Consider the following 23,773-nt stretch of genomic DNA (forward strand, 5'->3'; position numbering starts at 1 on the left):
ATATTTTTTGTATTTTTGTGACAATACTCGTACAATTAAGATGTTTCAACAGAAATACGAATTATTTGTTGCAACTCTCGAATTGTACTACTTTTGCTGGACGAAACAAAATCAAAAAAATATGAGCATATTGAAATCGGGAAAGCCGGTGGGATTGGCCTGCGACCACGCTGGATACGAACTGAAACAAGTAGTCATGCAGGAATTGGATGCAAAGGGTATCGCCTATAAGGATTTCGGGACTTATTCGACCGACAGTTGCGACTATCCCGACTTTGCCCACCCCCTGGCCTTGGCGGTGGAGCAGGGCGAGTGCTATCCCGGCATTGCCATCTGCGGCAGCGGCAACGGCATAAACATGACGTTGAACAAACATCAGGGCATTCGTGCTGCTTTGTGCTGGACCGAGGAGATTGCCTCTCTGGCCCGTCAGCACAACGATGCCAACGTGCTGGTGATGCCGGGTCGTTTTATCTCGGCCGAACTGGGTCGTCGTCTGGTCGACATCTTCCTGAATACCGACTTCGAAGGTGGTCGTCATCAACGCCGTATCGACAAGATACCCGTAAAATAAGAGCAGCGCAAGACCGTAGCGGCTCTACCACTCGACCACGACCGATACGTCGCGGATGTCGCCGGGGATGGGGGGCTTCTCCTTCGTCACAATCAGTTTGCCTCCCGTCACGGTGGGAAACTGGCGTGTGATGGCTGCGATGATACGGCCGGCTACATGTTCGATCAGCCGTGAGGGACGAGCCATCTCGTCGGCAATCACGCGGCAGATTTCGGCATAGTTGATCGTGTCGGTCAGTTCGTCCGAGGTCAGAGCCCGGGAGAAGTCGGTATAGAGCGTAGCCTCTACGCGGAAGTAGTTGCCCGCCTTCTGTTCTTGCGGCAGTACGCCGTGGAAGGCGTAGAAGCGCATGGAGCCAATGTGTATCGCTGTTTTCATGTGAGAGAATTATCTACCGCAAAGGTAGTGAATATTATTTAAAGAACAGACTGTTGGAGCCGATGGGGCCGAGCCTCGTCGGCTCTTGCCGTATCAGGCTGTTCCGCTTTACCCCATGAGGCGCCCGACGCGGGCCGACGACAGTTTGTAGTAGACGATGCCCACGAGGTCGGCGATGAACCACCCGATGGGTATCGACCACCAGATGCCCGTGACACCCACCGCGGGCAGGGAGGCCAGGATGTAGGAGAGGGCTACCCGGGTGCCCAGCGAAAGCACGGTGAGGATGACCGACATGCCCGGCATCCGTACCGACCGATAGTAGCCGTAGAGCAGGAAGAGGATGCCGATGAGGGCGTAGAAGGCCCCCTCGATGCGCAGGTATTGGGCCCCGATGCGCAGGATTTCCACCTCGTCGGGCTTGACGAAGATGAGCATGAGGGGCTCGGCAAAGAGGAAGATGAGCAACGATACGGCCAGGGAGAAGAGGCAGGTGATGAGCAGGGCCTGCCGGATGCCCCGGCGGATGCGCTGCCGTTTGCGGGCTCCGAAGTTTTGGGCCACGAAGGTCGAGAAGGCGTTGCCGAACTCCTGCACAGGCATGTAGGCAAAGGCATCTATCTTCACGGCGGCGGCAAAGGCGGCCATCACCACGGTGCCGAAACTGTTGACCAGCCCCTGCACCATCAGGATGCCCAGATTCATCACCGACTGCTGCACGCAGGTGAGGGTGGAAAACTCGGTAATCTCTTTCAGGGTGGCCCGGTCGAGGTAGATTTCGTTGCGCCGTATCTTCAGCTCGGGCCGTTTGCGGTAGGTGTAGATGACGATTCCCAGAGCGGCCGCTCCCTGGGCGATGACGGTAGCCGCAGCCGCCCCCTCGATGCCCCAGTCGAGGGAGAGGATAAAGAAGAGGTCGAGCCCGATGTTGAGCACCACCGAGAGCGAGAGGAACCACAGCGGGGTGACCGAGTCGCCCACAGCCCTCAGCAGGGCGGCGTAGAAGTTGTAGATAAAGGTAAAGAGGATTCCCCAGAAGATAATCCACAGGTAGTCGCGCATGAGGGGGTAGACCTCGGCCGGTACCTGCAGAAACCGCAAGATGGGGTCGAGGGCCAGGAAGGCAGCCACATTGAGCACCACCGTGATGGCGAGTATCAGAACAAACGACACCCAGGTGCTGTGCCGCAGGGCCGACAGGCTGCCTCGCCCGTATTGCTGCGAGAATACGGTACTGCTGCCCAGCGACAACCCCAGCAGGATGGAGCAGAGGAAGGCCATGAGCGTGTAGGCCGACCCGACGGCCGCCAGAGCCTCGGGGCCGACAAACTGCCCCACGATGAGGGTGTCGGCTATGTTGTAGCACTGCTGCAACAGGGCTCCCGCCATCATGGGGAGGGTAAACCGGAGCAGGGTGCCGGTAATGCCTCCTTGGGTAAGGTTCAGGTGCTGGTGTGACATACGCGGGCAATCAAGTGGTGCAAAGGTATAAAGAATAGCGCAGAGCTGTTTCGCCTGTCGGTGGAAATCCTTCGGTCTCGCTTGGTACCGCGACTTCGGAGGGGATCCTTCGTGTCGGGCCGACGCAAATATTATTACCTCATTTTTAGAATGATTATCAAACCCGGAGGATATATTTCGGGAGATTCTTTCTATTTTTGCACGAGATATAAAGACAGACTCTAACCTCGGCAAGCGTAACTCAATCGGTTTGCGTAGCCCGTGTGAACATAAAAACGAGACATAGATATGGCAAAGGATAATACTTTCTCGGGAATGGCGCACAATGCGCTTACGGCAGAGACTACGGTCGTAGGCAAGATTGTTTCGCAGAAGGACATTCGCATAGACGGCACGCTCGAAGGGCGGCTGGAGTGTCAGGGTAAAGTGGTAATCGGCGAAACCGGTCAGGTAATCGGCGACATCGTGGCCGTGAATGCCGAGGTCGTGGGCCGTGTCACAGGCAATGTGATGGTGGCCGAGATGCTGGTCTTGAAGGCCACTTCGTCGCTCGAGGGCGATGTGCAGGCCCGGCGCCTGGCCATAGAGCCGGGGGCGGTGCTGAACGGCAAGTGCACCATGCAGCCGCCGCTCGACGAGGGTGGCGAGGCTTGAGTCGCGGTGGCGGCCGGGGGCTGTGGGCTTGAGAGCCGCGAGGTGAAGAGCCGGTCTGTAGGAGTAAGAATATGGAAAAGCAAGTAATACCCGTTTTGGAAATGAGTTGCGCCGTGTGCGCCGCTACGGTCGAGAAGACCGTGAGAGAGATGCCGGGGGTGGCCGAGGCTACGGTCAATTTCGCGGCCAACACCTTGCAGGTGGTTTACGATCCCAAGAAAATTTCGTTGAAAGAGATGCAGGCTGCCGTGCAGGCGGCGGGTTACGACCTGGTCATTTCGGATAATGCCGAGGCCGATGCCGCCGATGCCGAGCACCGGCACTATGTCGATATGAAACGCCGCACGTTGGGGGCCTGGCTCTTCGGTGTGCCGGTCATGGTGCTGTCGATGCTGTTTCACGAACCGTCGACGATATGGGTGTGGATATTGATGCTCCTCACCCTGCCGGTCCTCTATCTGGGCAGGTCGTTCTACATCTCGGGCTGGAAGGCTGCCCGACAGGGGCGGGCCAACATGGACACGTTGGTCATGCTCAGTACCTCGGTATCGTTTCTCTTCAGCCTGTTCAGTACGATTTATCCCCAATTCTGGGTGTCGCTGGGGCTGGTGCCTCACGTCTACTACGAGGCGGTGGCGATGATTATCGCCTTTGTGCTCACGGGCAAGTTGCTCGAGGCTCGGGCCAAGCAGAGCACTTCGGCCTCGATTCGGTCGCTCATGGGGCTGCAGCCCAAGACGGCCCGGCTGGTCGACGAGAACGGCGAGGAGCGCGATGTGCCCATCGGCATGCTGCGCCCCGGCAATCGGGTGAGTGTGCGCCCCGGCGAGAAGATTCCCGTCGATGGCGTGCTGCTCGAGGGGTCGTCGTATGTCGACGAGAGCATGATCAGCGGCGAGTCGGAGGCGGTGGCCAAGCAGCCCGGCGACCGGGTGCTGGCCGGTACCCTCAACCAGCGGGGGGCTTTCGTGCTGGATGTACAGGCTTCGGGTGCCGATACGGTGCTGTCGCGCATGGTGCGCATGGTGCGTGAGGCGCAGGGCAGCAAGGCTCCCGTACAGGGCATTGTCGACAAGGTGGCGGCTATCTTCGTGCCGGTGGTTATCGGCATCTCTATATTGACGTTTGTCGTCTGGATTGTGGTGGCCGGTTGGGGCATGTTCCCCTATGCCCTGTTGAGTGCCGTCTCGGTACTGGTGATTGCCTGTCCGTGTGCCCTCGGCCTGGCTACTCCCACCGCTTTGACGGTGGGGATAGGCAAGGGGGCGCAACAACATATCCTTATTAAAGATGCCTTTGCCCTCGAAAACATGTGCCGGGTAAATGCCGTGGTGCTCGACAAGACGGGGACCCTCACCGAGGGGGCTCCCCAGGTGGTGGGCGAGAAGCTCTACCCCGATTTCGACCGCTACGCCCCGGTATTGCTGGCCGCCGAAATGAAGTCGGAGCACCCGTTGGCCCTGTCGCTGGCCGAGAACCTGCGACAGCGCGGATACAAGCCGGCCGAGCAGGTAGCCGACTTCGAAAGCCTTACGGGGCGCGGTGTGGTCTGCACCTGCGAGGGTATCCCCTTCTGGGCAGGCAACCAGGCCCTGGCCGAAGAGCGGCTGAAGGGGGTGGAGTTGCCCGAAGGGTATACCATCTACTTCGGGAACGACCGGGAGTTGCTGGCTGCCTTTGAGGTGAAAGATGCCTTGAAAGCGACTTCGCGCGAGGCGGTGGAGCAGTTGAAACGGTGCGGTATCGAGGTCTACATGCTCACCGGCGACAAGGAGTCGACCGCGGCCGAGGTGGCCCGGGCGGCTGGTATCGAGCACTATCGGTGGGGCGTGCTGCCCGACGACAAGGAGCGTTTCGTGGCCGAATTGCAAAAGGCCGGCAAGTGCGTGGCCATGGTGGGCGACGGTATCAACGACTCGCAGGCTCTGGCTCGTGCCGATGTGAGCGTGGCTATGGGCAAGGGTACCGATGTGGCCATGGATGTGGCCATGGTGACCTTGATGAACTCCGACCTGTTGCTGTTGCCGCGGGCTGTGACTCTGTCGCGCAAGACGGTGCGCATCATTCGCGAGAACCTCTTCTGGGCCTTCGGCTACAACGTGGTGTGTATCCCGGTAGCTGCCGGGGTGCTCTATCCCATAGGAATATTGCTCACCCCCATGTGGGCGAGTGCGGCGATGGCCTTCAGTTCGGTGTCGGTTATCCTCAACAGCTTGCGATTGCGATAAGAAATAGATGTTTAATCTCAAAAAGATAGAATCATGATACAGGTAAAGACTTCGGCCAAATGTGCCGGTTGTGTAGCCAAGATTGGCGAAAAGTTGAATCAGTTTCTGACTCCCGAGCAGTGGAGCCTCGATTTGTCGAATCCCGATAAATTGCTGACCGTCAATGCCGACGTGCCGGCCGAGCGGGTAGTCGAGGCCGTGCGTGCCGCCGGTTTCAAAGCCGAGTTACGCTAAGGGCGTGGCGCAGATCATCACCCACTCGGGGTGGGTGCGGTACCACAGCCGGTAACCGCGCCGGGCCGGTGTGCGGCTCTCGGTGGCGGTGAATATCCCCTCCTTTTCGATGGTGTCGGGCGGGGTGAGGTGCAGGTGTTCGCGAAAGTCGATTCCGGCTTCGGGCATCGCCTTGAAGAGCGCCTCCTTGGCCGACCAGCACAGGTGCAGCCATACGGTGTGTGTCTGGGCCGGGTTGGCGTGTGCCTGCAGTTCGGCATCGCCGAATACGCGATAGGCCACGCGCTCTACCTGCACGCCTGTCCGCTCGATGTCTATTCCCACCGGTTGGGTGGGGTGCCACGCCACGGCCACCCATTGGCGGGTGTGCGAGATGGAGAGGTGCCCCGGGCGTCCTGGCAGATAGGGTTGACCCTCGGCCGTATGGGTCACGAGGGCTCCGCGGGTAGCCTCCATGTGCTCGAGCAGCAGACGGGTGGCCGCCTGTTCGCAGAATCGTTTGGACGATAGTCCCTCTCCCGTCAGTCGCAGACGCTCCTCTTCGGGCAGAAGAGCTGCCAGTTCCGGCTCCGTTTCGGTGAGGTGCCACAAGGCAACGGTGGCTCCGGTGGGGGTCGATATGTAGTCGTAGAGCGGCATGGCTATCGGGCAGGGGTTTCTATGCTTTCGATGAGGTGGGCGATGTGGTCGGAGAGGTATCCGACGACGGGCGCGATGGAGTCGCTTTTACCCGGTTCGTCGAAGTAGACCGAGCCTCGCAGCAGGTACCGCACGCTGTCGGTCGCGATAAATTGCAGCGGCGTGACGCTCGCGGCCGAGAGGTCGTAGAGGGTGGCGTAGATGTGCAGACTGTCGTTCTCGTAGGTACCGGCCTGTACGGCTTCGGGGCGGATGCTCTGGCGGTAGACCAGTTCGCGGCTTTCGTCGAGCAGTCGGTCCAGATTGCCCCGCAAGGGGTGGTAGCTGCAATAGAGGGTAGCCCGGTAGCGGGGGAACCGGATGTTGAGCCACTGTACCCCACCGTGATGGCGGGTCGTATCATGGTCGAGCGTCTCGACCGTCCCCTCGGGGACCTCGAACGAGAGGGCTGGCTCCAGCAGCGTGGTGCGCCGGTAGCTATCGGGATAGGGGTCGATACGGAAGTAGCCGTCGGGTTTGGGAGTATACTGGCGGCGGCATGAGTAGCCGGCCGATCCGGCCACGAGACAGAGCAGCGCGTAGAGAGCCAGTCGATAGGGTCGTATGCGAAGGGTCGGCTTCATGGGGTCGCAGGGGTTATTCTTCGGTTTTGGCAGGGTCGATTTTTACCTTCACCTTGCCGATGCGTCGTTTGTCGAGCTCGAGTACCAGGAAGCTGCAACGGCCGTAGTCGATTTGCTCCTTCACCTTGGGGAAATCCTCCTTGATGTCGAGAATCAGCCCGGCCAGGGTTTCGGCGTCCTCGGCCTTGTCGCCGAACTCGCTCTCGTCGAGTCCCGTGATTTTGTAGAAGTCGTTCAGCAGGGTTTTCCCCTCGAAGATGTAGGTGTTGTCGTCGAGCTTGACGTAGTTCTTCTCCTCCTCGTCGTACTCGTCGCTGATGTCGCCCACAATCTCTTCGAGAATATCTTCCATCGTGACGATACCCGATGTGCCGCCGAATTCGTCGACGACGATGGCCATGTGGATTTTTTTCGTGCGGAACTCCTCCAGCAGGTCGTCGATCATCTTGGTCTCGGGCACGAAGTAGGCCCGGCGCATGAGCTTGCGCCAGTTGAACGAGGCATCCTGCCCGATGTAGGGCAAGAGGTCCTTGCTGTATATGATGCCCTTGATGTCGTCTTCGGTGGTGTCGTAGACGGGCAGCCGCGAGTAGCCGGTCTCGATGACGAGGTCGAGCAGCTCCTTGAAGTCGGTACGTATCTCTACGTCGGTAATGTCGACGCGGGCCGTCATCACCTCCTGCACGGTTTTGCCGCCGAATTTGATGATGCCCTCGAGCATCTCCTTCTCGTCATTCGCCTCGACCTGAGTCATCTCGAGAGCTTGCGAGAGTTCGTTCATCGAGATGTTGGCACTCTTCTTCACCATGTGCTTGTTGACGATGTGGGTCGTGTTGACCAGCAAGTTGGCCAGCGGAGAGAAAATCTTCTCCAGTACCGACAGCCCCCGGCAACTGCGTCGCACCCAGTTGACCGGCTTCTGATTGGCATAGAACTTGGGCATCACCTCGCCGAAGAGCAGCAGCAGGAAGGTGAGCAGAATCGTCTGGAAGATGAAATCCAGTACGTCGCTGTGGAAATGAAGAATATCTGAAAAGAAGAAGTTGCAGAGAATAACGATGGCCACATTGACCAGGTTGTTTGAGATAAGTATCGTAGCCAGCAGATACTCGGGACGGGAAAGCAGCTTTTTGACCAGGGCGTTGGTCGTAGACTCGTCGTTGTCAAACTCGTGAAGCTCTTCGGACGAGAGCGAGAAGTAGGCTATTTCGGAAGCTGAAACAAAAGCAGAGACACACAATAACAATCCTGCCAGGATGATAGCCAGAATGGCACCGCCCGAAGGGGAGGTCACTTCGATGGCAGAGAAAACCGATAAATACGAATCTGGGTCCAAGAAAAATGAGTATTAGTTAAACAATAGGCTTGCCTCTCCCGATGCCGGGTCGGCAACTCCTCGTGCCGGTCTGAACCGGCACGAGGAGCGTAGCCCGTTAATTGCCTGCAAAATTACAACAATCTATCAGAACGGCAAATCGTCGTCGGCACTATTTCCGCCAAGCGGTGCATTTCCCGGGTTGGCCGGAGCCTGGTAGCTTTGCGGTTGAGCCTGAGGCTGTGCGGCCGGAGCCGGTGCTGCGGTTGCCTGGCTGTCGCGACGGCCCAGCAGCTCCATGTTGTCGACATAGATTTCGGTGGTGTAGCGGCGAATCTTGTTCTGGTCTTCCCACGAGCGGGTACGAATCTTTCCCTCGATATAGAGTTGAGTGCCTTTGCGCACATACTTCTCGGCCACTTCGGCCAGGCCGCGCCAGGCCACGATGTTGTGCCACTCGGTTTTATCGGGTATCTGCACCCCGCTTTGGGTGGTATATCCGCGTTCGGTGGTTGCCAGGGTGAAGTTGGCCACGCACACGTTGTTTTCGATGTATCGCACGTCGGGGTCTTTCCCCACGTTACCTATCAGAATGACTTTGTTTACAGACATATTGTTGAGTTGTTGGTGGTATAATCTTTTTCAAAAATAGAGCGTTCACTTGAACTTTATGCCGAACCGCATCCTATCTTCGTGTAACAAAGATAGAGAAAAAAGCGAGCCGATGCAAGTGGCGCTTGAGTTTTCGTGCAGGAGCAATCGACAAAAAAGGACTCCCTTGATTTCAAGGAAGTCCCTCATGTAAAAAAATACAGGAATGTGTCGTTTTTAACGACGGAACGGTTCTTGTTTTGTGATGGAGATCCTCTCTGTCTTGATGTGCGTGTAAAGGCTGCTCGAGCCCCCTTGCGCTCTCACGGCTGCTTTCTGGACTTGAATTTCGATATTCCTATATCGGGCATTCGCCCGAAAACAAGCCGCATGATGTTTCATGCCTTTACAAAGAGTATTCCTGTATTTATGTCCCCTTTTTTAGTTTTGTACTTTTGTTTTTTTGAACCGTGTAACCATACAAAATACAACTCAAAGATAGGACGATAAAAGCAGCCCGGCAACTGTGCGGTAGGTGGCTTTTGAGATAAGAGGCCCGATTGTTGGATAAGAGGTGAAAAATCGGGATTAACAGGTTTGTTTTTAAAAATGGTAAACGTGTCGGAAAAAAGTAGTACCTTTGTTTCTTGCAAAATGGTTGATGCTCGATATTGTCAAAGGGGGGCCCTTTCTACTCTCGTGGATGTGGTAAAATGCTGTCTCCGATTAGGCATAGCCCGCGAATGATTTATACCTTTTGAGCCTTGACTGTTGTTTATAGAATAAGTGATTGACCCATGAAAATAATACAGTTTTGGCGATTGGCCCCTTGGTTTTTGTGCGGGATATTGGTGGGTAGTGGCTGTACCTCTCGACAGTCCGAGACCGTATCGCTCGATGCCATTAACCAGACGATAGCCGATTCGCTGAAGAGACACAATATTTCGTTTGTCGTTCAGGCCATCAACCAGGGAAAACGCGAGGCGCGCGACAGCGACGAGTATTATAACTTTGTGACACAGGATATTGTACGCCATTTCTATACGGGGCGTCCCGACTCGGTATTGCTCAATACCGACAGCGTGCTGCACTATTTGTCGGGGAAACCCTTTTCGGACTTCCGTAACCGATTGATGGTCAAATGTATGCAGGCCAAGGGTATCTATTACACCCAGTTTGTGTTCAATGCCGACTCGATGCTCTTCTATCAGAAAGAGGCCTGTCGCTATGCCGAGCAGGGTGATGAGGAGTCGGAGAAGCTGTTGTGCTATGCCAACTTGGCCGATGCCTACAAGTTTGGAGGCGATTTGTCGATGAGTGCCATGACCTACCGGCAAGCCATTGCTCTGGCCGACTCCATTCAGGCCGATACGGCCAGCTATATTCCGCTGTACAGTGGTTTGGCTGCGACCTATACGACCCTGCGCGATTTTGAGCAAAGTCGAATCTGGTGGGAGAAGTGCGGCCGGTTGTGGCCCCTGATGACGGTTTACGACCGGTTCAACTACTTGAACAGCCTGGGTAACGACTATTTCTATCAAAAGGATTATCCGCAGGCGCTGGAGACCTTTTTGCGGCTCGATACTTTTCTGCTCGACTATCCCGATATGGAGTGGGAGCGCCACTTCTGTCAAGCCAACCTGTCGGACATCTACCTGAAGCTGCATCAGCCCGAGCAGGCTCGCCCGCTCATTGCCGAGAATCTGGCGTTTTTCGGGGCAAGCGGACACAACGAGATGGTGATGTCGCACCTGCGCACCCAGCAGATGGAACTGGCTTTGCAAGATGGCGATTTCGACAAGGCCGGCGAGCTGGTGGCCCGGTATCCCTATCGGGACGAACTGCGGTCGGAGCAGGGTTTGCTGCGGCTCGATTTCCTGCGGCGGTTTTCAGAGGCCCGGCACGATTGGAAGCGGGCATTCGAATACAGTCAGACCTATACCTCCCTCTCCGATTCGCTGCGCAGCGAGCGGGTGCGCATGAAGATAGCCGAGAACCGCATGCGCTACGAGCGCGATGCCACCATCCTGAATCAATACCTGGTCATCAGCGACAAGGAGGCCGAACTGATGCGCACCTATGCCCTGCTGGGCGGGGTGACGGTCGTTGTGCTGGTGCTGATTTTTTTCTACTTCTACCGGCGCAAGCGGGTGAAACAGCGGGAGGAGCAGATGATGCGACGCATCGTGACCATGAAGATGGAGAATGCCCGCAACCGCATCACGCCGCACTTCATCTACAATGCTCTCAACCACGAGTTGCTGGCCCGGCAGGAGGGGCGCCCTTCGTCGCTGGGGGTCCTGGTCGACATGCTCCGCCAGGGGCAGTCGCTGGCGAGTGCCTTCATCACGACGCTGCGCGAGGAGCTCGATTTTATCAACCTCTATGTAGCTGTCGAGGGCGAGTCGCTGGGCGAAAATTTTGATTATCAGGTAAAGGTAGCCGATGGAATTGCGCTGGATGCCGTGCAGTTGCCCTCGATGATGGTGCAGATTTTCGTGGAGAATGCCATTAAGCACGGCTTGAAGAAACTGCCCCACGATGCCGCCAAACGGTTGACGGTACAGGTCGACCGCCACGACGGAGCCATCCGCATCGAGGTGCTCAACAACGGGCCGTTGCCCGTCGTGCAGCGTAGCGGCGACAAGGTCCAAGTGGGCTTGCGGGTCGTTGCCCAGATTATTCAGTTGCTCAACACCCGCAACAAGCGGCCGATGAGTTTCGAGTTGAGCGGCTGTCACACTCCCGAGGGTGAAGAGGGGTGTCGAGCCCAGCTGATTATCCCCGACGGCTATAACTTCGATATAAACGATTGATATGGAAAACAGAATTGATACCGTAATCGTCGACGACGACAACCCGTCGATACGGCTCTTGGCCGACCGGCTGAAAGCCTACCCCGATGTGCGGGTGGTAGCTACGGCCGGTAACGGCGAGGAGGGTTGGAATACGGTCTTGAGGTATAAACCCGACCTGCTCTTTCTCGATGTGGAGCTCTCCGACACGTCGGGGCTGGAGTTCCTGTCGTCGCTCGACAGGCACATCGACTGGGATATGAAGGTGGTATTTTATACCTCGTACGAGAAATACCTGTTGCCGGCTCTGCGGTTGCAGGCTTTCGATTATTTGCTCAAGCCGGTGAGCGACAGTGAACTGTCGCTGATTATGGACCGTTACTACCTGTTGCGCGACGAGTCTCGCCGGATGGTTGTCCCGCCTTCGATACCGTCGCCGTCGCCGATGCAGTCGATACTGATTACCACCATTACCAACGACAAGCTCATTGTGCGGGCCGAGAATATCGGCTTTTTCAAATACGATTCGGAGCGCAAGTTGTGGAAGGTAATCCTGAACAATCTGCAGCACTTTATTCTGAAACACCAGACCACGGCCGATACGATTCTGAATTACGCTCCCGAGTTTATCCAGATTCACAAGTCGTATATCATCAATATCAATTACCTGTATATGATTTCGGAGAACAGCTGCACGTTGTTGCCTCCGTTCAACAAGGTGTCGGAGCTCCGGGTGAGCAAGGTCTACAAAAAGAAATTGCTGGACCGGTTTTACGATTTGTAAACTCCGGCCCAGCAATAGCTCTTGAGGGGATGCGCCTTATTTTGAGGCTTTCAATCCCCGGACGACGGCAGCCGAAAATCCGGCGGCCTCCATTTCGTTAAGTCCTTTGATGGTGATGCCGCCGGGTGTGGTCACGCGGTCTATCTCCACTTCGGGGTGGTTGCCGGTATCGAGCAGCAGTTCGGCAGCCCCTTTGACGGTCTGTTCTACGACCAGTTGGGCATCTTGAGGACGGAATCCCATCTCTATGCCCCCCTCGATGGCAGCCCGTATGTAGCGCATGGCAAAGGCTGTGCCGCAAGAGCAGAGCGCTGTGCCGGCCTCCATGAGGCTCTCGTCGACGAGAAGGCTCTTGCCCAGGCTGTCGAGCATCGTCTTGATGACGTCTACCTGCTCGGGTGTGGCGTTGTAGGGGGTGAAGAGGGTCATGCTCTGCCGGATAGCCACGGCCGTGTTGGGCATCACCCGGAAGATGGCGGGGATGGCATCGCCCGAAGCGAAGAGAGCGGCCAGGCGTTCGATAGTGGCGCCGGCTACAATCGAGACAATCATCTGGCGGGGCAGGTCGAGCTCCTTGCGAATGTCGATGGCCACGCTGTCGAGAACCCAAGGCTTCACGGCCAGGACGATGATGTCGGCATCCTTCACGGCGGCCTTGTTGTCGGTGGTGGTGTGAATCGAGGCAATCTCGCCCTGAATCGTTTCCAGTTTCTCTTTACCCCGGTTGCTCACTGTAATGTCGTCCGGGTTTACGAAAGTGCTTTTGGTCAGTCCGCGGGCTATGGCTCCACCCATATTCCCGCATCCTATAATCGTTATTTTCATGGAAGTATGTTTTTAAGTTTACCGATAAAACAATCGGCTTGTTCTTGCGATAGCGACAGAGGCGGCAGCAATCGTATCACGTTCGTGCCCGAGGCTCCGGTAAATACGTGCTGCTCGAACAGTAGTTTGTGGCGCAGCTCCTTGACGGGCTGGTCGAACTCGAGCCCGATCATCAACCCCTTGCCCCGTACCTCCTTGATTTGAGGAATCTCCCGGAGCCGGTCGATGAGGTATTGTCCCACGCGGGCCGCGTTGTCGACGAGGTGTTCGTCGCGCATCACGTCGAGCACGGCACAGGCAGCGGCGCAGGCCAGGTGGTTGCCGCCGAAGGTGGTGCCCAGCATCCCGTATACGGGGGTGAACTGGGGGCTGATGAGGACTCCCCCGATGGGGAATCCGTTGCCCATGCCCTTGGCCATGGTGATGAGGTCGGGGCGTATGCCGGCATGCTGGTGGGCAAAGAACTTGCCCGTGCGGCCGTAGCCTGACTGTACTTCGTCGACGATGAGCACGACTCCGTGGCGGGTGCAGGCCTCGCGCAGGTCGCGCAGGAACTGCGCGTCGGGTACCTGAATGCCGCCCACGCCCTGTATGCCCTCGATGATGACGGCGCAGACGTCGCCGGCGGCCATCTCCTGCTCGACACGAGCCATGTCGTTGAGGGGGAGGAAAGCCACCTCGAAGGTGTCGTTGATGGGGGCGACGATGCAGGGGTTGTCGGTCACCTTGACTGCGGCCGAGGTACGGCCGTGGAAGGAGTGGGCAAAGGCGATGACCTTCTTCTTGCCGGTGTGGAACGAGGCCAGTTTCAGCGCGTTTTCGTTGGCCTCGGCCCCCGAGTTGATGAGGAAGAGGGCATAGTCGTCATACCCCGACAGGGCGCCCAGCTTGTCGGCCAGTTGCTGTTGCAGGCTGTTGATAACCGAGTTGGAGTAGAAGACGAGCTTCTGGGCCTGCTCGGTAATGCGTTTCACGTAGCAGGGGTGCGAGTGGCCTATGGAGATGACGGCGTGACCCCCGTAGAGGTCGAGGTACTCGGTGCCCTGCGTGTCGTAGGTGTAGCACCCTTTCCCGGCTACGATTTCCAGGTCGAACAGCGGATATACGTCAAATAGTTTCATAACAGTTTCCAGCTTAAAAAGCCGAAGGTTTCAACTGCAGCCCCACCCGTTCGTGCAGGCCGAACAGCAGGTTCATGTTGTGTACGGCTTGTCCCGAGGCTCCTTTCAACAGGTTGTCGATGACCGAGACGATGAGCAGTTTGCCGTCGTGCTTCTCGAGATAGAGGAGGCACTTGTTGGTGTTGACCACCTGCTTCAGGTCGGGCATCCGGTCGGTGAGGAAGGTGAAGTTATGATCGTCGTAGTAGGTGTTGTACAGCTCCTTCAGCAGCTCCAGCTCGACGGGGCAGTCGAGGTAGAGCGTGGCAAAGATGCCCCGCGAGAAGTTACCCCTGACGGGGATGAAGTTGATGGGGGCCGAGAAACTGTTCTGCAACTTTGAGAGGCTCTGCCGTATCTCGGACAGGTGCTGGTGGTTGAACGGCTTGTAGATGGAGATGTTGTCGTTGCGCCAGCTGAAGTGGCTGGTGGGCGAGGGCTTCTGCCCCGCGCCGGTCGAGCCGGTGATGGCGTGCACGTGTATCTCGCTGTTGAGCAGCAGGTTCTTGGCCAGCGGTAGCAGCGCCAGTTGAATGGCCGTGGCGAAGCAACCCGGGTTGGCCACATGCTTGGAGCGGATGATGTACTTGCGGTTCAGCTCGGGCAGCCCGTAGACGAAGTCGTTGTCGGGGGCATCGAGCCGATAGTCGGCCGAGAGGTCGATGATGCGCAGCTCGTCGGGCAGCTTGTGGCTCTCCATGAACTTGCGGGTGTCGCCGTGTGCCGTGCAGAAGAAGAGCAGGTCTATTTCGTCGAAGGGCATCTCGCGGGTAAAGACAAGGTCGGTCTCGCCGAACAGTCCGGTGTGAACGTCGGTCACTCGGTTTCCGGCGTTGCTTTCGCTGTGTACGAACACAATCTCTACATCGGGGTGGTTGATCAACAATCTTATCAATTCGCCGGCGGTATACCCTGCGCCGCCTATAATACCTACTTTAATCATAACGATGGGGTTGACAGTTTTGATTTTCGGACTCTAATCTACGATTTATTTTTTGTTTTTATTTTGTATGGAATAGAAAATTTTCATCTGGTTGCCCAAAATTTTGGTGAAGCCCTTCACATCGTCGGCGCTCCAGGCCTTGTTCACCTCGCCGTATTCGCCGAAGTCCGACTTCATCAGGTCGTAGTCGCTCTCGATGCCCACCAGCACGTAGCGGTAGGGGTGCAACTCGATGATTACGCGGCCGGTGACGTTGTGCTGCGAGCTGTCGAGGAAGGCCTCGATGTCGCGCATGACCGGCTCGAGGTACTGGGCCTCGTGCAGGAACATGCCGTACCACGTGGCTACCTGGTCCTTCCAGTATTGCTGCCACTTGGTGAGGGTATGCTTCTCGAGCATCTTGTGGGCGGCGATGATGAGCATGGGGGCGGCGGCTTCGAATCCCACCCGTCCCTTGATGCCGATGATGGTGTCGCCTATGTGCATGTCGCGGCCTATGGCATAGGGCGAGGCGATGGCTTCGAGGGCCTGTATGGCCTTCACCTTGTCGTCGTAGGCCTGCCCGTCGATGGCGGCAATCTCGCCCTTCACGAAGTCGAGTGTGAGGGTGCGGCTCTGCGTGGCCGTCATCTGCGAGGGGTAGGCCTCCTCGGGCAACGTCTGGTTGCTCTTGAGGGTCTCCTTGCCGCCGATGCTGGTGCCCCACAACCCTTTGTTTATCGAGTATTCCATCTTCTTGAAGTCGGCCGTGTAGCCGTGCTTCTTGAGGTATTCGATTTCGTATTCGCGGGTGAGGGTCATGTCGCGGGTGGGGGTGATGATGCCGATTTCGGGGGCCAGAATCTGGAACGTAAGGTCGAACCGCACCTGGTCGTTACCGGCACCGGTGCTGCCGTGGGCCACGTAGTCGGCCCCGATCTCCTTGGCATAGTTGATGATGGCGATGGCCTGGAAAGTACGTTCGGAACTTACCGAGATGGGGTAGGTGCCGTTGCGCAGCACATTCCCGAACACCATGTATTTGATGCTCTTCTGGTAATACTCCTGGGTGATGTCGAGCGTAGCGTGCTTGACGGCGCCCAGTCGGTAGGCTCGCTCTTCGATCGATTTCAACTCTTCGGGACCGAAACCGCCGGTGTTGGCAATGGCGGTATAGACGTCATACCCGCACTCCTGCGACAGGTATTTTACACAAAAGGAGGTGTCGAGACCTCCGCTAAAAGCCAATACTACTTTCTTGTTAGCCATGATATGCAGTTATTTTTGAGGTTGATTGTCGTTGTTTTCGTGTTCGTGGGGGTCGTAGAGCATGCCGGTGCAGAGGCACATGCGGCGGTTGTTGCGCTGCAGAATGTCGAAGTTGACGCAGCTCTCGCACCCTTTCCAGAAAGCGGGGTCGTCGGTGAGCGAGGCAAATGCCACGGGGCGGTAGCCCAGTTCGTTGTTGATTTTCATCACGGCCTCGCCGGTGGTGAGTCCGAATATTTTGGCTTCGGGGAATCGCTCACGCGACAGCTCGAAGGCTTTGCGTTTGATGCGTTTGGCCAGGCCGTGACCGCGATAGGCGTCGACGACGATGAGGCCCGAGTTGGCCACGAATTGCTTGTTGCTCCAGCTCTCGATGTAGCAGAAGCCGGCAAACTTGTCGCCGTCGAGCGCGATGATGGCCTTGCGCTCGAGCATCTTCTGTTTTACATATTCGGGAGACCGTTTGGCAATACCGGTTCCTCTTATCTTGGCTGCTTTCTCGATGGTGTCGAGGATGGTGTCGACGTAGGGGATATGTCTTTCGTCGGCAACGATGACTTTGATTTCTTCTTCCATAATGTGTTTGTCCTCTTCTCCTTAAGAGGGGGTTATAGCGTCGTAGAATTTGTGTGGTTACTTGTGCAGGTCGGGCATGAAGGGCGAGAGCGCCAACATGGCTTGCTGGTGGTTGATGTTCTCTTCGAGAATCACCAGCACCGTGTCGTCACCGGCGATGGTGCCCAGCACTTCGGGCGGCGTGTTGCTGTCGATGTCGTAGGCCAGACTGCCGGCATATCCGGGGCGGGTCTTGATGACTGCCAGGTTGCCCGAGAAGTTGATGGAGATGAAGCTCCCCGAGACTGGACGTTCGGAGTTGTCGGCCAGCTTCTCCTGCATGAGTTTCCCTACGCTCCCGATTTCGGGCATGATGTAGACGTAGGAGCCGTCGCTGCCGGGAACCTTGGCGATGCGCAGTTGCTTCAAGTCGCGCGAGAGGGTGGCTTGGGTCAGGTCGAAGCCCGATTCATGCAGACGTTGCAGAATTTCGTCCTGGCTTTTTACCCTCGAGTGGATGATGATTTCTCGTATTGCTTGTAGACGAGCAGCTTTATTTTTCATAATGCGAATTTTACTGTTGAATAATTATGCGACAAATATAACTAAAAAATAGAATAATGGAATAAAATTTGTATATTTTTTACAGTATAGGGCGAAATTTAAACTCTAACTGCATGCTTATGCAATAAAACAGCCTTTGAACGAACGAGCCTGCCTGCCGGTCGGGTGTGGCTCGGATGCGGGGAGAAGAGGAGAAATTTTTTCGACGCTATAACCCCCTCCCTTGCACCTTTGCCTCCCGTGAGTTGTCCGGGCTGTGTCATGCAAAAGGGTGCGCTCGATTGGAGAACCGGAACGCACCCTTGTATTGCCTGTTAGAGTAGGGGTTTCACCCCCTGCTGTAATTTACAGGTTCAATATCGAGGCAAACTCGGGTGCGGTGCCGACGGCCGAGCAGTCGGTCGAGCAGGGTACGATGGTGGCGTAGCCGCGGTCGAGCCAATACTCGTCGGTATCGGTGGCATCGGGTTCGTTGTTTTTGAAGGTGCCGGTGAGCCAGAAGTATTCCCGGCCGTGCGGGTCGACGCGGCAGTCATACTCTTCGGTCCAGTATCCCTGGGCGGCCCGGCACAGCTTCACGCCGTTGAGTTGCGGCCGGTTGGGTATGTTCACGTTGAGCCCGATACCCTGCGGCCATTGCTTGGCGGCGAGTGCCTTCCGGCAGATGTCGACCACGAGGTCGCGGCACGGTGCAAAGTCGGCATCGGCCTTGTGGTTGCAGAGTGAGAAACCTATGGAGGGGATGTGCAGCAGCGCTCCCTCGAACACGGCACCCATGGTGCCCGAGTAGACCACGCTTACGCCCGAGTTGGAGCCGTGGTTGATGCCCGAGACGATGAGGTCGGGGCGACGGTCGAACAGAATATTCATCGACAGTTTTATGCAGTCGACGGGCGTACCGTTGGTGCTGATCTGGCAGAAGCCCTCCTGCTCGTCGATTACCTTCATGCGCAGGGGAACGGTGACCGTGATGGCCGAGCTCTGTCCCGAGCGGGGGCCGTCGGGGGCCACCACTACGATGTCGCCCAGCGGTTTCAGAAATTGGGCGACCTGCTGCAATCCCCTGGCCTGGATGCCGTCATCGTTAGTGATGAGGATGAGCGGTCGCTGAGAATGAATTATTTTTTTCATATCATGCGGAAATCTGTTTAATGATGCAAAAGTAATGAATAAAAATCTTAATCTTTTATATTTTAACGGATAATATGGAGTCCTAAAATAGGTAAAAGAGGCGGCCGTTTCTGGTGGAAGTCTCTGAAAAAAAGTGTATCTTTACGCAGAAAAACAGCGAAGTGGCTGTTGTGTTTATCAACAAAAGGGGCCACTTATCAACAATTGGACTATTTTCGAGTACACCGGAGTGCGTAATGTGGATGAAAAGATATTCCTTTGTATAGTGAAAAAATAACAGTATGGGTAAAATTATCGCTATTGCAAATCAAAAAGGGGGCGTCGGGAAGACGACGACTTCGATCAATTTGGCTACCTCTCTGGCTGTTTTGGAAAAGAAGGTTTTGCTCCTCGATGCCGATCCTCAGGCCAATGCCTCGTCGGGTCTGGGCATAGACCCGCAACAGGTGAAATCGTCGATCTACGAGTGTCTGGTAGGACAGGCCTCGATTAAGGATTCGGTGGTAGATACCTGTGTCGACGGGCTTAACCTGGTAGCTTCGCATATCGACTTGGTGGGTGCCGAGCTGGAACTGATGAATATGAGAAACCGCGAACGGGTGTTGGCGCAGGCGCTCAACGAAGTGCGCGACGACTACGACTACATATTGATCGACTGCTCGCCCTCGTTGGGACTGATTACGGTCAATGCCCTCACCGCGGCCGATTCTGTTATTATCCCCGTACAGGCCGAATATTTCGCGCTGGAGGGGATTAGCAAATTGTTGAATACGATTAAGATAATCAAATCGAAACTGAACCCGAAGCTCGAAATCGAGGGCTTTCTGCTCACGATGTACGACTCGCGTTTGAGACTGGCCAACCAGATTTACGAAGAGCTGAAAGGCCACTTCGGCAGTCTGGTGTTCAATACGGTAATCCAACGGAACATCCGTTTGAGCGAGGCCCCCAGTCACGGCCTGCCGGCGTTGCTCTACGACTGCGAGTCGCGGGGTAGCGTCAACCACATGGAGCTGGCCAAAGAGTTGATTACCAAGAATCGATAGATAGTAGAAAAGAAGGAGAACAAAGATATGTCAGCACCTAAAAGAAGTGCATTGGGTAGAGGACTGGATGCCCTGATTTCGATGGACAACATCGTTACCAGCGGTACCTCCTCGATTCATGAAGTAGAGTTGTCGCGGATTGTGCCCAACCCCGACCAGCCCCGGCGCGAGTTTGACCAGGAGGCGCTCGAGGAGTTGGCGGCTTCGATTCGCGAGTTGGGCATCATACAGCCCATTTCGCTCCGACAGTTGGAGGGCGGCGACTACCAGATTATTGCCGGTGAACGCCGTTACCGCGCTGCCCAGATGGCCGGGCTCGACACGATTCCCGCCTATGTGCGTACGGCCGAGGACGAGACCCTCATGGAGATGGCTCTCATCGAGAACATCCAGCGCGAAGACTTGAACGCGATTGAAATCGCCCTGGCCTTCCAGAAGCTCATCGAGCTCTATCAGCTCACGCAAGAGAAGCTGAGCGAGCGGGTGGGCAAGAAACGGACCACCATAGCCAACTACCTGCGGCTGTTGAAACTCCCGGCCGAGGTACAGATAGGCCTGCGCGACAAGCGCATCGACATGGGTCACGCCCGGGCTCTGCTCTCGGTCTCCGACCCGGCCCTGCAGCTCGAGCTCTACGAGCGCATCCTCTCCGACGGGTTGAGCGTGCGCAACGTCGAGGAGTTGGCCAAGACCCTTGCGGCCGGTGGCGAACGTGCCCGCAAGAAGGCACAGAAGAAGGTGATGATGCGGCAGGAGTACAACGTGCTCAAATCGCACCTCTCCGACTTCTTCCAAGCCAAAGTGCAGTTTAGCTGCGACGAGAAAGGAAAAGGAAAAATATCGATCCCGTTTAAGAACGAGGAAGACTTAGAACGAATTATCGGTTTGTTCGATAAATTGAAATAGAGTTTTGAGACTATCGGGTAACATGGGCTGGAAAAGAGCCTCGATACTGGTGTGGATAATAGGGTGGTGGAGCTTGACGTCGTTGGGCGCGGTTCCCGAATTGTCGCGGCCTGTTACCGGCGGACGGCTCGTCCCGGGTGCAGCCCGTCAGGCCCAGGGGGCCAAGAGCCTCCCGGCCGATTCGATACGGGCCGTCGAGCCGCAAGTGGTGGCCGACTCGGTGTCGGTGACCTCGGGCGACAGCATAGGCGCGCTGCTGCAAGACTCGGTACCCCTGATGATTACCGACTCGCTGGGGCAGATTGCCCTGGCCGATACCGCCCAGCTGAAATCGACACACCGCAAGTCGTGGCGTCCCGCCTCGTTCAACCCCGACCCCATGCGGGCGGTGTGGCTGTCGGCCCTCTTCCCGGGACTGGGGCAGATTTACAACCGCCGCTACTGGAAACTGCCTATCGTCGTGGGCGGTTATGTGGGGCTCTTCTATGCGACGACCTGGAACAGCAACATGTTGGCCGACTACCAGCGGGCCTATCTCGATATCATGGACAGCGACCCCACGACCAACAGCTATATGGACTTTTTCTCCTCGGCTTACAAGGAGGAGGATATAGACAAGGATTGGCTCACCAGCGTGCTGAAGCAGCGCAAGGACTACTACCGGCAGTATCGCGACCTCTGTATCATCTGCATGATCGGTCTCTATGCCATCTGTATGATCGATGCCTATGTCGATGCCCAGTTGTATCACTTCGACGTGAGCCCCGACATATCGATGCAGTGGCAGCCGGCCGTGATACCCACCGGCCGATCGGCATTGCCGGCGGTGGGTGTGCAGTGTGCGATTACGTTTTAATGAATTGGAATAAAGAGAAAGAGAATAATGAAGAGGATAGGATTTATTTTAGCAGGTTTGGGGCTTTCGTTGTGTAGCTTCGCCCAGGGGGTGGAGCTCGACGAGGAGTATATCGAGTTGGATACGACCGAGGTGGCCTTGCCCGACTCGATGGAGATATTGGTCTCTGACAGTACCGAAGTGTATCCCGAGAGTATGGAGGCCGATTTGAATACACTGCTGACCAACTGGTACATGCAGCAGTATGCCGTGGTCGACAATTCGTGCCTGGAAAACAGCGTGAATGTCGATTATCCCGACTCGGTCTATATCCGCAAGCTGTCGCAACTGCCCACGGTTATCGAGATGCCCTACAACAGCGTGGTGCGTCGCTATATCGACATGTATGTGCAACGACGTCGTGCCCTGGTGGAGAACCTGCTGGGTCTGAGTACCTACTACATGCCTATCTTCGAGGAGGCTCTCGAGCGTGAAGGGCTCCCGCTCGAACTGAAATATCTGCCCATCATCGAGTCGGCACTGCGACCCGATGCCACTTCGCGTGCGGGTGCCGCCGGCTTGTGGCAGTTCATGGTGAAGACCGGCAAGAGCATGGGACTCGAGGTGAACAGCCTGGTCGACGAGCGCCGCGATCCCATCAAGTCGTCGGCCATGGCGGCCCGCTACCTCAAAGACCTCTACGGCATCTATCACGACTGGGCATTGGCTATAGCCTCGTACAACTGCGGCCCCGGCAATGTGAGCAAGGCCATCCGTCGCTCGGGCGGCAAGACCGACTATTGGGAGATTTATCCTTACCTGCCTCGCGAGACGAGGGGATACGTGCCGGCCTTCATTGCCGTCAACTATGTGATGAACTATTACAACGACCACAATATTTGTCCCGTGCTTACACGTCGGCCCCTCCTGACCGATACGGTGCAGGTGACTCGCCGGGTGCACCTCAAGCAAATATCCGATGTGCTGCAAATCCCGATCGAGGAGATTCGCAGCCTCAATCCCCAGTACCGCCGCGACATTATCCCGGGCAACATTCGCCCCTATGCACTCATCTTGCCTTCGCAGCAGGTCTATGCCTATATCGAGGCACAGGACGATATTTTTGCCCATGATGCCGAGCTGTATGCGCAGCGCACTTCGGTCGAGCCGGCCGGTATTGCCCCCGGCACGATGGTCTATCACAAGGTGCGCAAGGGTGAGACACTCTCGAAGATAGCTCAGAAGTATGGCGTATCGGTGAGCAATCTGCGGGCCTGGAACAACCTGAGCAAGAGCTCCTATCTGCGTATCGGGCAGCGATTGGCCGTGAGCAGCAAGGGGGCGAAGAAGAGCAGCAGTACGGCTGTAGCAGCTTCGTTGGCCAAAAGTAAAAGCGGTTCTTCGGCGTCGAAGTATCACACGGTGCGCAAAGGCGAAAGTCTGTGGACCATCTCCCAAAAGTATAAAGGCATTTCGGCCGAAGACATTAAGCGCGAAAACAATCTGAAAGGCAATGCCATCCGGCCGGGACAGCGGCTGAAGATTCCGGCAGCCTGATCAGGACCGATTATTCAATCTCCATCGAAAGGGGTATCGTCGTCTATCTCCTCGAGGTCGATAATGGCATCGAGGATGAGACTTTGGTCTATTTGAGCAAAGTAGATACGGCGGGCTCCCATGTACCGTTTGGCATAATAGGGCGACGAGCTCCAATCCTCGCGTATACCCTGCGAGGTAGAGGCATGTATGAACTTGAATCGCCCGTCGGGGTAGACTTCGGTTACCAGTCCTACGTGTCCCACCCTTGCCCGGCGGCTGTTACTCCCCTTGAAAAATACCAGGTCGCCCCGGCGTATCTGTTCGTCGGCTACCGAGATGCCCTGCAGAAACTGCGAAGCCGAACTGGCGTTGAGCGGGTAGGAAAAGTGGTTGAAGACATATTGCATGAATCCCGAGCAGTCGAATCGATTGGGTCCCTTTCCACCCCGGCGGTAGGGGGTGCCGGTATATTTGCGGGCATAGACGATGAGGCTGTCGATTTGTTTGTCGACCAGAGTTTGAGGCAGAGGTACCGACAGCGGCTTCATCAGCGAGTCGGGTATGTTTACGGCGGTATCGGTATCGCGAGGGATTGCAGCGGTACGGCTTTTTTTAGGAGTAGCTCCGGCCGACAGAAGACAAGCTGCGGTCAGAAATACGATGGCTGCGTGACGATAAGTAATACAAATCCTCTTCATAATCTTTCTTGTTTTTGAGCGATAGGCCGGTCGCCTGAGTCGGGATG

General features: G+C 56.3%; 24 protein-coding genes. 10 read left to right on the forward strand and 14 right to left on the reverse strand.

The annotated features are described in order from the left end of the window. The first annotated feature begins 121 nt into the window (after positions 1-121). On the forward strand, positions 122-574 hold the full coding sequence (gene rpiB, locus B5F38_RS10675; protein WP_087409276.1) for a ribose 5-phosphate isomerase B: 453 nt from the start codon (positions 122-124) through the stop codon (positions 572-574). 24 nt (positions 575-598) lie between these two features. On the opposite strand, the gene folB is transcribed toward rpiB, so the two are convergent. Next, complete coding sequence (gene folB, locus B5F38_RS10680) at positions 599-952, reverse strand: dihydroneopterin aldolase (protein ID WP_087409277.1); 354 nt, start codon at positions 950-952, stop codon at positions 599-601. Positions 953-1,060: 108 nt separating this feature from the next. Next, positions 1,061-2,413 carry an MATE family efflux transporter gene (locus tag B5F38_RS10685; protein ID WP_087409278.1) on the reverse strand — a complete coding sequence of 451 codons (1,353 nt, stop codon included), beginning with the start codon at positions 2,411-2,413 and terminating at the stop codon, positions 1,061-1,063. 288 nt (positions 2,414-2,701) lie between these two features. On the opposite strand from B5F38_RS10685, the gene B5F38_RS10690 reads away from it, so the two are divergent. The 3 genes from B5F38_RS10690 (at position 2,702) to B5F38_RS10700 (ending at position 5,529) form a co-directional block, all read left to right on the forward strand. Next, positions 2,702-3,067, forward strand: coding sequence for a polymer-forming cytoskeletal protein (locus B5F38_RS10690; RefSeq protein WP_087409279.1), 366 nt, complete (start codon positions 2,702-2,704; stop codon positions 3,065-3,067). Positions 3,068-3,138: 71 nt separating this feature from the next. Continuing rightward, the gene (locus tag B5F38_RS10695) at positions 3,139-5,295 is read left to right on the forward strand and encodes a heavy metal translocating P-type ATPase (protein ID WP_087409280.1); all 2,157 of its coding nucleotides are present in this window, start codon (positions 3,139-3,141) and stop codon (positions 5,293-5,295) included. A gap of 33 nt (positions 5,296-5,328) precedes the next feature. Next, positions 5,329-5,529 carry a heavy metal-associated domain-containing protein gene (locus B5F38_RS10700; protein ID WP_087409281.1) on the forward strand — a complete coding sequence of 67 codons (201 nt, stop codon included), beginning with the start codon at positions 5,329-5,331 and terminating at the stop codon, positions 5,527-5,529. On the opposite strand, the gene B5F38_RS10705 is transcribed toward B5F38_RS10700, so the two are convergent. The 4 genes from B5F38_RS10705 to ssb form a co-directional block, all read right to left on the reverse strand. Further along, positions 5,521-6,168, reverse strand: coding sequence for a 4'-phosphopantetheinyl transferase superfamily protein (locus B5F38_RS10705; RefSeq protein ID WP_087409282.1), 648 nt, complete (start codon positions 6,166-6,168; stop codon positions 5,521-5,523). The two genes, B5F38_RS10700 and B5F38_RS10705, sit on opposite strands and share 9 nt — an antisense overlap. Before the next feature lie 2 nt (positions 6,169-6,170). Continuing rightward, positions 6,171-6,791 carry a hypothetical protein gene (locus B5F38_RS10710; RefSeq protein ID WP_087409283.1) on the reverse strand — a complete coding sequence of 207 codons (621 nt, stop codon included), beginning with the start codon at positions 6,789-6,791 and terminating at the stop codon, positions 6,171-6,173. 13 nt (positions 6,792-6,804) lie between these two features. Continuing rightward, positions 6,805-8,127: a gliding motility-associated protein GldE gene (gene gldE / locus B5F38_RS10715; protein WP_087409284.1), complete on the reverse strand. Its 1,323-nt coding sequence runs from the start codon at positions 8,125-8,127 to the stop codon at positions 6,805-6,807. Between the two features lie 126 nt (positions 8,128-8,253). Beyond that, positions 8,254-8,718: a single-stranded DNA-binding protein gene (gene ssb, locus B5F38_RS10720; RefSeq protein WP_087409285.1), complete on the reverse strand. Its 465-nt coding sequence runs from the start codon at positions 8,716-8,718 to the stop codon at positions 8,254-8,256. A 776-nt stretch (positions 8,719-9,494) separates the two neighbouring features. Here ssb and B5F38_RS10730 point away from each other — a divergent pair. Continuing rightward, positions 9,495-11,513, forward strand: coding sequence for a histidine kinase (locus B5F38_RS10730; protein WP_087409287.1), 2,019 nt, complete (start codon positions 9,495-9,497; stop codon positions 11,511-11,513). Position 11,514: 1 nt separating this feature from the next. Next, on the forward strand, positions 11,515-12,276 hold the full coding sequence (locus B5F38_RS10735; RefSeq protein ID WP_087409288.1) for a response regulator transcription factor: 762 nt from the start codon (positions 11,515-11,517) through the stop codon (positions 12,274-12,276). A 36-nt stretch (positions 12,277-12,312) separates the two neighbouring features. Here the strand turns inward: B5F38_RS10735 and proC are convergent, their stop codons facing one another. The 7 genes from proC to surE form a co-directional block, all read right to left on the reverse strand. Beyond that, positions 12,313-13,101 (reverse strand): pyrroline-5-carboxylate reductase, encoded by a 789-nt coding sequence (gene proC, locus B5F38_RS10740; RefSeq protein ID WP_087409289.1) that lies wholly within the window; start codon positions 13,099-13,101, stop codon positions 12,313-12,315. After that, positions 13,098-14,222 (reverse strand): aminotransferase class III-fold pyridoxal phosphate-dependent enzyme, encoded by a 1,125-nt coding sequence (locus B5F38_RS10745; RefSeq protein WP_087409290.1) that lies wholly within the window; start codon positions 14,220-14,222, stop codon positions 13,098-13,100. The genes proC and B5F38_RS10745 overlap by 4 nt, the downstream gene beginning before the upstream one ends. A 13-nt stretch (positions 14,223-14,235) precedes the next feature. Then, on the reverse strand, positions 14,236-15,204 hold the full coding sequence (gene argC / locus B5F38_RS10750; protein ID WP_087409291.1) for an N-acetyl-gamma-glutamyl-phosphate reductase: 969 nt from the start codon (positions 15,202-15,204) through the stop codon (positions 14,236-14,238). Positions 15,205-15,249: 45 nt separating this feature from the next. Continuing rightward, complete coding sequence (locus B5F38_RS10755) at positions 15,250-16,452, reverse strand: argininosuccinate synthase domain-containing protein (protein WP_087409292.1); 1,203 nt, start codon at positions 16,450-16,452, stop codon at positions 15,250-15,252. A 9-nt stretch (positions 16,453-16,461) separates the two neighbouring features. Next, complete coding sequence (locus B5F38_RS10760) at positions 16,462-17,028, reverse strand: GNAT family N-acetyltransferase (protein ID WP_087409293.1); 567 nt, start codon at positions 17,026-17,028, stop codon at positions 16,462-16,464. A gap of 57 nt (positions 17,029-17,085) precedes the next feature. Beyond that, complete coding sequence (locus B5F38_RS10765) at positions 17,086-17,571, reverse strand: ArgR family transcriptional regulator (protein ID WP_087409294.1); 486 nt, start codon at positions 17,569-17,571, stop codon at positions 17,086-17,088. Between the two features lie 345 nt (positions 17,572-17,916). Beyond that, positions 17,917-18,702, reverse strand: a complete 786-nt coding sequence (gene surE / locus B5F38_RS10770; RefSeq protein ID WP_087409295.1) for a 5'/3'-nucleotidase SurE — start codon at positions 18,700-18,702, stop codon at positions 17,917-17,919. Positions 18,703-18,983: 281 nt separating this feature from the next. Here surE and B5F38_RS10775 point away from each other — a divergent pair, with 281 nt between their 5' ends. Genes B5F38_RS10775 through B5F38_RS10790 form a run of 4 tightly spaced genes read left to right on the forward strand, consistent with a single transcriptional unit; the run spans position 18,984 to position 23,046 of the window. Next, positions 18,984-19,748: an AAA family ATPase gene (locus tag B5F38_RS10775; protein WP_087409296.1), complete on the forward strand. Its 765-nt coding sequence runs from the start codon at positions 18,984-18,986 to the stop codon at positions 19,746-19,748. A 27-nt stretch (positions 19,749-19,775) separates the two neighbouring features. Next, positions 19,776-20,654, forward strand: a complete 879-nt coding sequence (locus tag B5F38_RS10780; RefSeq protein ID WP_087409297.1) for a ParB/RepB/Spo0J family partition protein — start codon at positions 19,776-19,778, stop codon at positions 20,652-20,654. A gap of 22 nt (positions 20,655-20,676) precedes the next feature. Further along, entirely contained in the window at positions 20,677-21,510 is an 834-nt protein-coding gene (locus tag B5F38_RS10785; RefSeq protein WP_087409298.1) for a DUF5683 domain-containing protein, read from the forward strand. 27 nt (positions 21,511-21,537) lie between these two features. Beyond that, on the forward strand, positions 21,538-23,046 hold the full coding sequence (locus tag B5F38_RS10790; RefSeq protein WP_087409299.1) for a lytic transglycosylase domain-containing protein: 1,509 nt from the start codon (positions 21,538-21,540) through the stop codon (positions 23,044-23,046). A gap of 14 nt (positions 23,047-23,060) precedes the next feature. Here B5F38_RS10790 and B5F38_RS10795 read toward each other — a convergent pair whose 3' ends face one another. Then, complete coding sequence (locus B5F38_RS10795; RefSeq protein ID WP_087409300.1) at positions 23,061-23,726, reverse strand: C40 family peptidase; 666 nt, start codon at positions 23,724-23,726, stop codon at positions 23,061-23,063. Positions 23,727-23,773: the final 47 nt, after the last annotated feature.

This window comes from Barnesiella sp. An22, assembly GCF_002159975.1.
Lineage (GTDB): Bacteria > Bacteroidota > Bacteroidia > Bacteroidales > Barnesiellaceae > Barnesiella > Barnesiella merdigallinarum.